Source organism: Burkholderia sp. BCC1999 (assembly GCF_905339975.1).
Lineage (GTDB): Bacteria > Pseudomonadota > Gammaproteobacteria > Burkholderiales > Burkholderiaceae > Burkholderia.
The window spans coordinates 219,098-231,460 of the sequence record NZ_CAJPHP010000003.1 but is presented as its reverse complement, the minus strand read 5'-3'; the positions used below and the strand labels follow the sequence as shown (position 1 = coordinate 231,460).

Genomic DNA, 12,363 nt, shown 5'->3' with positions numbered 1-12,363 from the left:
GCACATGCCGCCCTGGCCGTTACAGAATCGGCGCGAACAGCCGCGCGACGTGCATCGCGATGCGCCGCCACGCGGGCGACTGGCGGTATTCGTTCGCATCGACCTCGTACGCCTGCGCGAAGTCGGCATCGAGCATCGTTTCGACTTCGCCGGCGAACGCGCGGTCCACGGTCAGCACCATGATCTCGAAATTGAGCCGGAACGAGCGGTTGTCGAGATTCGCGCTGCCGACCGCCGCGGCGATGCCGTCGATCAGCACGACTTTCTGGTGCAGGAAGCCGGGCTGGTAGCGGAACACCTTCACGCCCGCGTCGACGAGGTCGCGCGCGTACAGCTTCGACGCCTCGAACACCACGTAGTGATCGCGCCGGCTCGGGATCAGGATGCGCACGTCGACACCGCGCATCACCGCGAGCTTCAGCGCGGAGATCACCGCTTCGTCGGGGACGAGATACGGCGTGGTGATCCAGACCCGCTCGCGTGCGGCGTTGATCGCCTCGACGAAGAACAGCGAGCCGGTTTCCTGCTTGTCGGCCGGCCCCATCGGTACCGCGAGGCAATGCATGCCGTCGCCGGGCTGCGCGGGCGGCGGCAGCGCGATGGGCGGCAGCTTCTGCGTCGCCCAGTGCCAGTCTTCGGCGAACACGTACTGGATGCTCGCGACCACCGGGCCGCGAATTTCGATGTGCGTGTCGCGCCACGGCGACAGGCGCGGTTTCGCGCCGAGATATTCGACGCCGACGTTGTGGCCGCCGACGAACGCGCGATTGCCGTCGACCACGACGATCTTGCGATGGTTGCGGAAGTTCAGCTGGAAGCGGTTGACGAACTTACGGTTGGTCGCGAACGGATGAACCTCGACACCGCCGCGGCGCAGTGTGTCGACATAGCTGTGCGGCAGGTCGAAGCTGCCGATGCTGTCGTACAGCAGGCAGCAGCGCACGCCGGCGGCCGCGCGCGCGAGCAGCGCGTCGCGAAGCATCTGGCCGAGCGCATCGTCACGCACGATGAAGAACTGGACGACCACGTAGTCGCGCGCGGCGTCGATCGCCGACAGGATCGCCGAGAACGTCGCGTCGCCGTTCACGAGCGTGCGCACCGAGTTGCCGCCGAGGAACGGCATGCCGCCGAGCCGCGTCAGCGCGAGCACGGCCGATTGGCCGAGCGCATCGGCAGCCGGGCCGTCGGTCGCGTCGGTGCTGAGCCACGGCGAGCGCGGTGTGTGCATGCGCAACATTTCCAGCTCGTGGCGCCGCGCGTCGACGTAGCCGGAGAACTTGCTACGGCCGAGGAACAGGTACGGAACGAGCGTCAGGTACGGCATGGCTGCGAGCGAGACGGCCCACGCGATCGCGCCTTGCGACGTGCGCGTGTTCATGATCGCGTGGCACGCCGCGACGATCCCGAGCACGTGGATGGTCAGGATCAGGGTGCCGAGATGTAACCAGTCGAGGGTCATGGGCGCGTGACGGACTCCTGAAGTCATGCGGCCGGGCGGCCGCCTACGCGCATCTTACCCAACCGTGCGGCGCAATGGTGCGCCGCACGGCGGGTCGGCCGGAAAGGCTCAGGCCTTGCGCGGCAGGTCCGATGCCTGGATCAGGAAGACGGCGTCGTCGCCCGCGCTGGTGGGCAGCCACGTGAGTTCGAGGCCGCCGAACGCCGCTTCGACGTTCTCGCGCTCGTTGCCGATCTCGACGACGAGCACGCCGTCGTCGTGCAGCCAGCGGTGCGCTTCGGCGACGATGCGTCGCACGATGTCCATGCCGTCGTCGCCGCCTGCGAGCGCCATTTCCGGCTCGTGCCGGTATTCGGGCGGCAGCGCGGCCATCGACGATGCGTTCACGTAGGGCGGGTTCGTCAGGATCACGTCGTAGCGCGAGCCCGGGTCGGTGCGGAATGCAGGCAGCGGTGCGTAGAGGTCGCCGCGGTGCAACCCGATGCGGTCTTCGAGGCCGTAGTCGCGCACGTTGATCTCGGCGACTTCGAGCGCCTTGTCCGACAGGTCGACCGCGTCGATTTCGGCATTCGGGAACGCGCTCGCGGCGAGGATCGCGAGGCAGCCCGAGCCCGTGCACAGTTCGAGCACCGCGCCGACCTGCTCGGGATCGGCGACATACGGCTGCAGGCCGTCGTCGAGCAGCTCGCCGATGAACGAGCGCGGCACGATCACGCGTTCGTCGACATAGAAGCGGTGGCCGTGCATCCACGCTTCATGCGTGAGGTACGCGGCCGGCACGCGATCGGTCGCGCGCCGCTCGATCACCGCGAGCACGGCCGCGATCTCGTCGGGCAGCAGGCGCGCGTCGAGGAACGGCTCGAGCGTGTCGAGCGGCAGGTCGAGCGTGCGCAGCACGAGGTAGGCCGCTTCGTCGTACGCATTGTCCGAGCCGTGGCCGAACGCGAGCTTCGCCTTCGAGAAGCGCGTGACCGCGTAACGCAGCAGGTCGCGAACAGTAGCAAAAGGTGTCGTCATGCGAGGCTCCATCAGGCGATCAGTTGTTCGAGCACGCGGCGGTACACGTTCTTCAGCGGATCGACGAAGCGCACCTCGATGTGCTCGTCGATCTTGTGGATGCTGCCGTTCGGCGGGCCGAATTCGATCACCTGCGGGCAGATGCGCGCGATGAAACGGCCGTCAGACGTGCCGCCCGTCGTCGACAGCTCGGTCGTGATGCCGGTCTCGGTGCGGATCGCGTTTTCCAGCGCGCCCGATAGCTCGCCGCGTGGCGTGAGGAACGGCAGGCCGCTCACCGACCACTTCAGCGTGTATTCGAGGCCGTGCTTGTCGAGGATCGCGTGCACGCGCGCCTGCAGGCCCTCGACCGTGCTGGCGGTCGAGAAACGGAAGTTGAACTGCAGGTCGGCGTGGCCGGGAATCACGTTGGTCGCGCCGGTGCCGGCGTGCAGGTTCGACACCTGCCAGGTCGTCGGCGGGAAGTATTCGTTGCCTTCGTCCCACTGCTCGGCGGCGAGCTCGGCGAGCGCCGGCGCGAGCAGGTGGATCGGGTTCTTCGCGAGGTGCGGATACGCGATGTGGCCCTGTACGCCCTTGACGACCAGTTCGCCCGACATCGAGCCGCGGCGGCCGTTCTTGACGACGTCGCCGAGCGCGTTGGTCGATGTCGGTTCGCCGACGATGCAGTAGTCCATGCGTTCGCCGCGCGCTTCGAGCAGCTCGACGACCTTCACGGTGCCGTCGGTGGCCGGGCCTTCCTCGTCGCTCGTGATCAGGAACGCGATCGTGCCGCGGTGGCCGGGATGGGCCGCGACGAATTCCTCGGACGCGACGACGAATGCCGCGAGCGACGTCTTCATGTCGGCCGCGCCGCGGCCGTACAGCTTGCCGTCTCGATGGGCGGGGACGAATGGCGGGGAACTCCACTGCTCGAGCGGGCCGGTCGGCACGACATCGGTGTGGCCCGCGAATGCGAGCAGCTTGCCGTCGCGGCCGTCGGCGCCGCGCTTGACGGCCCACAGGTTGGTCACGCCGTGCGACGCGATGGTCTCGCATTCGAAGCCGAGCGCGGCGAGGCGCTCGGTCATGATCTGCTGGCAGTGCTGGTCGTCGGGCGTCACGGACGCGCGGGCGATCAGTTGTTCGGTAAGGGCTAGGGTGGCGGACATGGTTCGGACCACTTTCGATAAAAAATGCCGGCGCGGTGGCCGGCAGCGACAGGACGTCGGGCTGCGCCGGAAGGCGCAGCGCGGGCGGCCCTATGCGGCAAACAACGCCGCGTATTGATCGGCCACGAAGCCGAGCGCTTTCACGCGGCCGTTGACGACGAGCACGGGACGCTTGATGACCGACGGCTTGTGGATCATCAGCGCGACCGCGCCGGTCTTCGTTTCGGCGGCCGCCTTCATTGCGTCGTCCAGGCCGCGCCACGTGGTGCCGCGCTTGTTGACGAGCGCGTCGAGCGACACGTCCTTCAGCCAGTCCTCGACCAGCGGCGCGCTGACGCCGAGCTTCTTGAAGTCGTGAAACTCGAACTCGACGCCGTGATCGTCAAGCCACACGCGGGCCTTTTTCACGGTGTCGCAGTTCGGAATACCGTAGACGACCACGGTGTGCGGCTTTGCCATCAGTCGCCTCGCAGCAGCTCGTTCAGGCCGACCTTCGCACGCGTCTTCGCGTCGACCTTCTTGACGATCACCGCGCAGTACAGGCTGTGCGAGCCGTCCTTCGACGGCAGGTTGCCGGCGACGACGACCGAGCCGGCCGGGATGCGGCCGTAGCTGACTTCGCCCGTCTCGCGGTCGTAGATCTTCGTGCTCTGGCCGAGGTACACGCCCATCGAGATCACCGAGTTTTCCTCGACGATCACGCCTTCGACGACTTCCGAGCGTGCGCCGATGAAGCAGTTGTCTTCGATGATGACCGGGTTCGCCTGCAGCGGCTCGAGCACGCCGCCGATGCCGACGCCGCCCGACAGGTGCACGTTCTTGCCGATCTGCGCGCAGGAACCGACCGTCGCCCACGTGTCGACCATCGTGCCTTCGTCGACGTACGCGCCGATGTTGGTGTACGACGGCATCAGCACGACGTTCTTCGCGATGAACGAGCCGCGGCGCGCGATGGCCGGCGGGACGACGCGGAAGCCGCCCGCGGCGAAATCTTCAGCCGTGTAGTTCGCGAACTTCGACGGCACCTTGTCGTAGAACTGCGAGTAGCCGCCGGCCGGCATCGGTGCGTTGTCTTCCAGGCGGAACGACAGCAGCACGGCCTTCTTCAGCCACTGGTGCACGGTCCAGTTGCCGTCGATCTTCTCGGCAACGCGCAGCGCGCCTTTGTCGAGCTGCTCGATCGCGTGCGCGACGGCTTCACGGACGTCGGCCGGTGCGGCCTTCGGCGACAGCTCGGCGCGGTTGTCCCAGGCGGTATCGATGATTTGCTGAAGTTGTTGCGACATGTTCGTTTTCGCAGGAGATGGATGGAATTGATCGGATGGACGATTACCGCGCGAGAGACCGGCAGAAATCGACGATGCGTTGCGCGCCCTCGACGCATTCGGGGGTGCCCGCGACGAGCGCGATCCGGATGAAATCGCGGCCCGGATTCGACCCGTGCGCATCGCGCGCCAGGTACGAGCCGGGCAGAACCGTCACATTATAGTCGGCGTACAGGCGACGGGCGAACTCGGTGTCCGACAGCCCGGTGCGCGACACGTTGGCCCACAGGTAGAACGCGGCGTCGGGCAGTTTCACGTCGATCACGTCGGCGAGCATCGGCGTGACCGTATTGAATTTCTGCAGGTACAGCGCGCGGTTCTCGCGCACGTGCGCCTCGTCGTTCCACGCGGCGATGCTCGCGTGCTGCCAGACCGGCGACAGCGCCGCGCCATGGTACGTGCGGTACAGCAGGAATTTCTTCAGCAGCGCCGCGTCGCCGGCGACGAAGCCCGAGCGCATGCCCGGCACGTTCGAGCGCTTCGACAGGCTCGACAGCATCACGAGGCGCTCGAAGCCGCGGCCGAGGCGGTGTGCGGCCTCGAGGCCGCCGAGCGGCGGCGCCGCTTCGTCGAAATAGATTTCCGAATAGCACTCGTCGGACGCGATCACGAAACCGTGGCGGTCGGACAGCGCGAACAGTTCGCGCCAGTCGTCGAGCGTCAGCACGGCGCCCGTCGGGTTGCCCGGCGAGCACACGTACAGCAGCTGCGTGCGCGCCCAGACTGCGTCGGGCACGGCCGCGTAGTCGCACGCGAAGTTGCGGGCCGGGTCGCTGTTCGCGAAATAGGGTTCGGCACCGGCCAGCAGCGCCGCGCCTTCGTAAATTTGATAGAAAGGATTCGGACAGAGTACGATCGCCTTCTCGCCCTGCGCGGTAGGACGCGCGTCGATCACCGTCTGCGCCAGCGAGAACAGCGCTTCGCGCGAGCCCGACACGGGCAGCACCTGCGTGGCCGGATCGATCGCCGGCAGCCCGTAGCGGCGCTCGAGCCAGTGCGCGATCGACGTGCGCAGCGCGTCCGAGCCGGCCGTGGCAGGGTACGACGCGAGGCCGTCGAGTGCGGCCACCACGGCGTCGCGGATCAGCGCAGGCGTCGGGTGCTTGGGCTCGCCGATGCCGAAGCTGATCGGTTTGAGGTCGCCGGAAGGCGTCACGTCCTTGAACAGGGCGCGCAGCTTTTCGAATGGATAGGGCTGGAGCGAGTCGAGTCGAGGGTTCACGGGCGAAGCGGCCATCGCGGCCGGTTGGAGCGAAAGAAGCGGCGGGCGTGCCGCGCGGCTGCGAACGGGCGCCGACGGCGCGCGGGTCGCAACGAACGATTATAGCGTGACGGAATGCGGTCACGGCCTGCCGGAACGGCGGCCGGGCCGGCCGAATAAAGGGTATCGAACCAAATGAATAACGCGGTACGCGGCAGCCTGCCGACGCTGGCCATCCTGATTGGGGCATCGGTATGGGGCCTGATCTGGTATCCGTTGCGGATCCTCGCATCGCTCGGCGTGACGGGCACCCTCGCGAGCGCGCTGACGAGCCTCGTGGCGTTCCTGTTCGTGATCGTCGCGCGGCACCGCACGATCGCGACGCTGCGCTGGCACTGGGTGCTGCCTGGCATCGCGGTGACGGCCGGCGTGACGAACCTCGGCTTCGTGTGGGGCACGATCCACGGCGAGGTGCTGCGCGTGATGCTGCTGTTCTACCTGACCCCGGCGTGGACCGCGATCTATGCGCATTTCCTGCTGCGCGAGCGGCTGACCTGGGCCGGCGCGGGGCTCGCGGCGCTGTCGATCGGCGGTGCGATGCTGATGCTGTGGTCGCCGCAACTCGGCCTGCCGCTGCCCGCCAATCCGGCCGAATGGGCCGGCCTCGCGGCCGGGCTGAGCTTCGCGATGAGCAACGTGCTCGTGATCAAGGCGAGCCGCGAGCTGCCGGAGATGCGCGCGGAAATGCGCACCGCGACGCTGTTCGGCGGCGCGGCCGTGTTCGGCGCGATCGCGTCGCTGTTCGAAGGGCTGCCGGCGGCGCCGGCGGGCGGCCAGCTCGGGACGGCCGCGCTGATCATCGCCGCGATCGGCGTGACGATGGCGTCGAACAACCTGCTCGTGCAGTACGGCCTTGCGCGGGTGCCGGCGAACCGTGCGTCGATCATCATGCTGTTCGAGATCGTGATCACCGCGCTGTCGGCGTGGGTGTTCGCCAGCGAGTTGCCGACCGCGCGCGAATGGGCGGGCGGCGTGTGCATCGTGCTGGCGACGCTGCTGTCGAGCCGGGTCCATCGTGCCGCGCCCGCACCGGGCAAACCCGGCGACGGTCGGGACGGCGCACGCGCGATGGTATGATGGAAGCCGTTTGCGGGGCCCAACGCTGTATGCGCGCGGCCCCGTTTTTGAATTCCGGGGCGCGTCGCGCGCATGGGCCGTCTGGCCCGGCGCAGTGCGGCCCCGTCCGTTTCACACCTTCTTCACATCCGATACCGCCGTGCGTCTGAGCTCGATCAAACTCGCTGGCTTCAAATCCTTTGTCGATCCCACGCATTTCCAGGTTCCGGGCCAGCTTGTCGGCGTGGTGGGCCCGAACGGGTGCGGCAAGTCCAACATCATCGATGCCGTGCGCTGGGTGCTCGGCGAGTCGCGTGCCTCCGAGCTGCGCGGCGAGTCGATGCAGGACGTGATCTTCAACGGCTCGACCGCACGCAAGCCCGGCAGCCGGGCCAGCGTCGAGCTGATCTTCGACAACTCCGACGGCCGCGCGGCCGGGCAGTGGGGCCAGTACGGCGAGATCGCCGTGAAGCGCGTGCTGACGCGCGACGGCACGTCGAGCTACTACATCAACAACCTGCCGGCGCGTCGCCGCGACATCCAGGACATCTTCCTCGGCACGGGCCTCGGGCCGCGTGCGTACGCGATCATCGGGCAGGGCATGATCGCGCGGATCATCGAGGCGAAGCCGGAAGAGCTGCGCGTGTTCCTCGAGGAAGCCGCGGGCGTGTCGAAGTACAAGGAACGCCGCCGCGAAACCGAGAACCGCCTGCACGACACGCGCGAGAACCTGACGCGCGTCGAGGACATCGTCCGCGAACTCGGCGCGAACCTCGAGAAGCTCGAGGCGCAGGCCGTTGTCGCCACGAAGTACAAGGAACTCGTCGCCGACGGCGAGGAGAAGCAGCGCCTGTTGTGGCTGCTGCGCAAGAACGAGGCCGCGGGCGAGCAGCAGAAGCAGCAGCGCGCGATCGAACAGGCGCAGATCGACCTGGAGGCGCAGACGGCCAGGTTGCGCGAGGTCGAGGCGCAGCTCGAGACGCTGCGCGTCGCGCACTACGCGGCAAGCGACGCGATGCAGGGCGCGCAGGGCTCGCTCTACGAGGCGAATGCCGAAGTGAGCCGCCTCGAGGCCGAGATCAAGTTCATCGTCGAATCGCGCAATCGCGTGCAGGCGCAGATCGCCGCGCTGAACGCGCAGCGCGAGCAATGGCGCGCGCAGGCCGAGAAGGCGCAGGACGAGCTCGAGGAAGCCGAAGAAGCGCGCGCGATGGCCGACGAGAAGGCCGCGCTTGCCGAAGACAGCGCGGCGTCGAAGCACGACGCGCTGCCGGCGCTCGAGGCGAAGTGGCGCGATGCGCAGGCGCAGCTCAACGACGAGCGCGCGCGGATCGCGCAGACCGAACAGTCGCTGAAGCTCGAGGCCGCGCACCAGCGCAACGCCGACCAGCAGCTGCAGCAGCTTCAGCAGCGCCATGAGCGCCTGAAGGGCGAAGCGGGCGGGCTCGATGCGCCGGACGAGGCACAGCTCGAGGAGCTGCGCATGCAGCTGGCCGAGCAGGAAGAGATCCTCGCCGAAGCGCAGGCGCGCCTTGCCGACGCGCAGGAAACGGTGCCGCGTCTCGACGGCGAGCGCCGTGCCGCGCAGGAGCGCGTGCAGGCCGAAGCCGCGCAGATCCACCAGCTCGAGGCGCGCCTCGCCGCGCTGAAGCAGCTGCAGGAAAACGTGCAGACCGAAGGCAAGGTGCAGCCGTGGCTCGACAAGCACGAGCTCGGCGCGCTGCCGCGTCTGTGGAAGAAGCTGCACGTCGAGGCCGGCTGGGAAGCGGCGCTCGAGGCCGTGCTGCGTGAGCGCCTCGCCGCGCTCGAAGTGTCGAATCTCGATTGGGTGAAGGCGTTCGCGACCGATGCGCCGCCCGCGAAGCTCGCGTTCTACGCGCCGCCCGCGGCCGGTGAACCGCCCGCCGCGGTGGCCGGGCTGCGTCCGGTGCTGTCGCTCGTGCGTATCGACGACGCGGGCATCCGTGCGGTGCTGAACGACTGGCTCGGCAACGTGTACGTCGCCGACGACGTCGCCCAGGCGCTTGCCGCGCGCGCGCAGTTGCCGGCAGGCGGCGCGTTCGTCGTCAAGGCGGGTCACGTCGTCACGCGCGTCGGCGTGCAGTTGTACGCAGCCGATTCGGAGCAGGCCGGGATGCTGGCCCGCCAGCAGGAAATCGAAAACCTGACGCGCCAGGTGCGTGCCCAGGCGCTGCTCGCCGACGAGGCGCGTACGGCCGCCGTGCGTGCGGAAGCCGCACACACGCAGGCCACGCAGGCGCTCGGCGACGTGCGCGCGCAGGCCGAACGTGCGACGCAGCGCGTGCACGCGTTGCAGATGGACGTGCTGAAGCTCGCGCAGGCGCACGAACGCTATACACAGCGCAGCACGCAGATCCGCGAGGAACTCGAGGAAATCGGCGCGCAGATCGAAGAGCAGCGCGCGCTGCGCGCGGAGTCGGAAGCGAATTTCGAGCGTTTCGACGGCGAACTCGCCGAACTGCAGGCGCGCTTCGAAGACAACCAGCTCGCGTTCGAAGCGCTCGACGAATCGCTGACGCAGGCACGCCAGGAAGCGCGCGATCTCGAACGCGGCGCGAACGACGCCCGCTTCGCTGCGCGCAATGCGGTGACGCGGATCGACGAGCTCAAGCGCAGCATCCAGGTCGCGCACGAGCAGAGTGAGCGCGTTGCCGGGTCGCTGGAAGACGCGCGCGCCGAACTCGAGACGATCAACGAACAGACCGCGCACACCGGCCTGCAGGACGCGCTCGAGATTCGCGCGGTGAAGGAAGAAGCGCTGCAGGCCGCGCGGATCGAACTCGACGACCTGACCGCGAAGCTGCGTGCGTCGGACGAGCAGCGCCTCGTGGCCGAGCGCTCGCTGCAGCCGCTGCGCGATCGCATCACCGAATTGCAGCTGAAGGAGCAGGCCGCGCGCCTGTCCGTCGAACAGTTCGCCGAGCAGCTCGTGACGGCGGAGGTCGACGAGGCCGCGCTGTCCGCGAAGCTGACGCCGGACCTGAGGCCGTCGTACCTGCAGGGCGAAGTCACGCGCCTGAACAACGCGATCAACGCGCTCGGCCCGGTGAACATGGCCGCGCTCGACGAGCTGAAGGCCGCGAGCGAGCGCAAGGTGTTCCTCGATGCGCAGTCGGCCGACCTGATCGACGCGATCACGACGCTCGAGGACGCGATCCACAAGATCGACCAGGAAACCCGCACGCTGCTGCAGGGCACCTTCGACGAGGTCAACCGTCACTTCAGCGATCTGTTCCCGCGCCTGTTCGGCGGTGGCCAGGCGAAGCTGATCATGACGGGCGACGAGATTCTCGACGCCGGCGTGCAGGTGATGGCGCAGCCGCCGGGCAAGAAGAACGCGACGATTCACCTGCTGTCGGGCGGCGAGAAGGCGCTGACGGCCACCGCACTGGTGTTCGCGATGTTCCAGCTGAACCCGGCGCCGTTCTGTCTGCTCGACGAGGTCGACGCGCCGCTCGACGACGCGAATACCGAGCGTTTCGCGAATCTCGTGCGCGCGATGTCCGACAAGACGCAGTTCCTGTTCATCTCGCACAACAAGATCGCGATGGAAATGGCGCAGCAGCTGATCGGCGTGACGATGCAGGAGCAGGGCGTGTCGCGGATCGTCGCGGTGGACATGGAAACGGCCGCGGGTTTTGCCCAGAATTGACGTTTGACGAAACCGGATCGCGTTCGCGCGGCGCATGACGCGCCCGTTCGCGGTCCCGACGAATAAGAATTGCTGATGGAGCGTGCATGGACGAGTTGACACTCGGTTTGATCGGCGCGGGCGCTGTCGTGGTGGGCGGCGTCGTGGTCTACAACGCATGGCAGGGCGCGAAAGTGCGGCGCAGAATGCCGCGCCCGATGCCGGAGGAAGCGGCCGAGGCGATGAACCGCCCCGAGCGCGACGAAGAGTTGCCGTTCATCGAACCGGTGCGTCAGCCGGTGCGCCGCGAGCCCGCGGCCCCGGTCGCGGCGGCTGCCGCTGCGCCGGCTGAAGTCGCACGCGTCGAGCCGACGTTCGGCGGGGCGGCACCGGCTGACATGCCGGCCGATCTGCAGGCCGAGGCGACCGGCGTCGACACGCCGTCCGACGTGACCGAGCAGGCAGCCGGCGACGAAGCCGCGCCTGTCGCCGCGCACGAAGCGCCGGCCGAGGCGGCCGAGCCGTCCGAACCCGTGCTGCCGGCCACGACGACGATCTCGTCGGCGCCGCCCGCGATCGTCGATCGCCGGATCGACTGCATCGTGCCGATCCGCCTCACCGGGCCGCTGCCTGGCGACAAGATCCTGCCGGCCGCGCAGCGGCTGCGCCGCGCGGGCAGCAAGCCCGTGCACATCGAAGGCAAGCCGGAAGGCGGCCAGTGGGAGCTGCTGCAGAACGGCGTGCGCTACGAAGAGCTGCGCGCGGCCGCACAGCTCGCGAACCGCAGCGGCGCGCTGAACGAGCTCGAATTCTCGGAGTTCGTAACGGGCGTCCAGCAGTTCGCCGACGCGATCGACGGCGCACCGGAATTCCCGGACATGATGGAAACGGTCGCGATGGCGCGCGAGCTCGACGCATTTGCCGCGCAGTGCGACGCGCAGCTGTCGATCAACGTGATGTCGGACGGTGCGCCGTGGTCGGCGAACTACGTGCAGGCGGTCGCATCGCAGGACGGGCTGCTGCTGTCGCGCGACGGCACGCGGTTCGTGAAGCTCGACGCGAAGCAGAGCCCGGTGTTCATGCTGCAGTTCGGCGATACGAACTTCCTGCGTGACGACCTCACGTACAAGGGCGGCAACATGATCACGCTGGTGCTCGACGTGCCGGTTGCCGAAGAGGACATCCTGCCGTTCCGGCTGATGTGCGATTACGCGAAGTCGCTGTCCGAACGGATCGGCGCGCGCGTCGTCGACGATTCGCGCCGGCCGCTGCCGGAATCGACGCTCGTCGCGATCGACCAGCAACTGATGAAGCTGTACGCGAAGCTCGAGGAAGCCGGCATCCCGGCCGGTTCGCCGGTCACGCGCCGCCTCTTCAGCCAGTAATGCGAACGCGCGGGCGGCGGGCTTCGGTGCCGCCGTTCGCCGTTGCGGCAAACACCC

Annotated in this window: 9 protein-coding genes; 3 read left to right on the top strand and 6 right to left on the bottom strand. The window is 68.2% G+C overall.

From position 1 onward, the window contains the following. Nucleotides 1-19: 19 nt before the first annotated feature. The 6 genes from cls to dapC all read right to left on the bottom strand — a co-directional run bounded on the left by cls (nucleotide 20) and on the right by dapC (nucleotide 6,189). Complete coding sequence (gene cls / locus U5809_RS05715; protein ID WP_322085842.1) at nucleotides 20-1,459, bottom strand: cardiolipin synthase; 1,440 nt, start codon at nucleotides 1,457-1,459, stop codon at nucleotides 20-22. Nucleotides 1,460-1,567: 108 nt separating this feature from the next. Next, complete coding sequence (gene prmB, locus U5809_RS05710; RefSeq protein WP_039342673.1) at nucleotides 1,568-2,476, bottom strand: 50S ribosomal protein L3 N(5)-glutamine methyltransferase; 909 nt, start codon at nucleotides 2,474-2,476, stop codon at nucleotides 1,568-1,570. Nucleotides 2,477-2,487: 11 nt separating this feature from the next. Next, nucleotides 2,488-3,627: a succinyl-diaminopimelate desuccinylase gene (gene dapE / locus U5809_RS05705; RefSeq protein WP_322085841.1), complete on the bottom strand. Its 1,140-nt coding sequence runs from the start codon at nucleotides 3,625-3,627 to the stop codon at nucleotides 2,488-2,490. A 90-nt stretch (nucleotides 3,628-3,717) separates the two neighbouring features. Then, nucleotides 3,718-4,086, bottom strand: coding sequence for an ArsC family reductase (locus tag U5809_RS05700; RefSeq protein ID WP_322085840.1), 369 nt, complete (start codon nucleotides 4,084-4,086; stop codon nucleotides 3,718-3,720). Next, nucleotides 4,086-4,913: a 2,3,4,5-tetrahydropyridine-2,6-dicarboxylate N-succinyltransferase gene (dapD, locus tag U5809_RS05695; protein ID WP_014896723.1), complete on the bottom strand. Its 828-nt coding sequence runs from the start codon at nucleotides 4,911-4,913 to the stop codon at nucleotides 4,086-4,088. Before dapD ends, U5809_RS05700 begins: the two co-directional genes overlap by 1 nt. Nucleotides 4,914-4,956: 43 nt before the next feature. After that, the gene (gene dapC, locus U5809_RS05690; protein WP_322085839.1) at nucleotides 4,957-6,189 is read right to left on the bottom strand and encodes a succinyldiaminopimelate transaminase; all 1,233 of its coding nucleotides are present in this window, start codon (nucleotides 6,187-6,189) and stop codon (nucleotides 4,957-4,959) included. Nucleotides 6,190-6,348: 159 nt separating this feature from the next. On the opposite strand from dapC, the gene U5809_RS05685 reads away from it, so the two are divergent. The 3 genes from U5809_RS05685 to U5809_RS05675 all read left to right on the top strand — a co-directional run bounded on the left by U5809_RS05685 (nucleotide 6,349) and on the right by U5809_RS05675 (nucleotide 12,306). Beyond that, entirely contained in the window at nucleotides 6,349-7,290 is a 942-nt protein-coding gene (locus U5809_RS05685; RefSeq protein WP_176047344.1) for a DMT family transporter, read from the top strand. Nucleotides 7,291-7,429: 139 nt separating this feature from the next. Next, nucleotides 7,430-10,942 (top strand): chromosome segregation protein SMC, encoded by a 3,513-nt coding sequence (gene smc / locus U5809_RS05680; protein ID WP_322085838.1) that lies wholly within the window; start codon nucleotides 7,430-7,432, stop codon nucleotides 10,940-10,942. 86 nt (nucleotides 10,943-11,028) lie between these two features. Continuing rightward, nucleotides 11,029-12,306 carry a cell division protein ZipA C-terminal FtsZ-binding domain-containing protein gene (locus U5809_RS05675; RefSeq protein WP_322085837.1) on the top strand — a complete coding sequence of 426 codons (1,278 nt, stop codon included), beginning with the start codon at nucleotides 11,029-11,031 and terminating at the stop codon, nucleotides 12,304-12,306. Nucleotides 12,307-12,363 lie beyond the last annotated feature (57 nt).

Coding starts and splice junctions, on each gene's coding strand:
- cls (WP_322085842.1), bottom strand. CDS start 1,459: ATGACCCTCGACTGGTTACATCTCGGCACCCTGATCCTGACCATCCAC.
- prmB (WP_039342673.1), bottom strand. CDS start 2,476: ATGACGACACCTTTTGCTACTGTTCGCGACCTGCTGCGTTACGCGGTC.
- dapE (WP_322085841.1), bottom strand. CDS start 3,627: ATGTCCGCCACCCTAGCCCTTACCGAACAACTGATCGCCCGCGCGTCC.
- U5809_RS05700 (WP_322085840.1), bottom strand. CDS start 4,086: ATGGCAAAGCCGCACACCGTGGTCGTCTACGGTATTCCGAACTGCGAC.
- dapD (WP_014896723.1), bottom strand. CDS start 4,913: ATGTCGCAACAACTTCAGCAAATCATCGATACCGCCTGGGACAACCGC.
- dapC (WP_322085839.1), bottom strand. CDS start 6,189: ATGGCCGCTTCGCCCGTGAACCCTCGACTCGACTCGCTCCAGCCCTAT.
- U5809_RS05685 (WP_176047344.1), top strand. CDS start 6,349: ATGAATAACGCGGTACGCGGCAGCCTGCCGACGCTGGCCATCCTGATT.
- U5809_RS05675 (WP_322085837.1), top strand. CDS start 11,029: ATGGACGAGTTGACACTCGGTTTGATCGGCGCGGGCGCTGTCGTGGTG.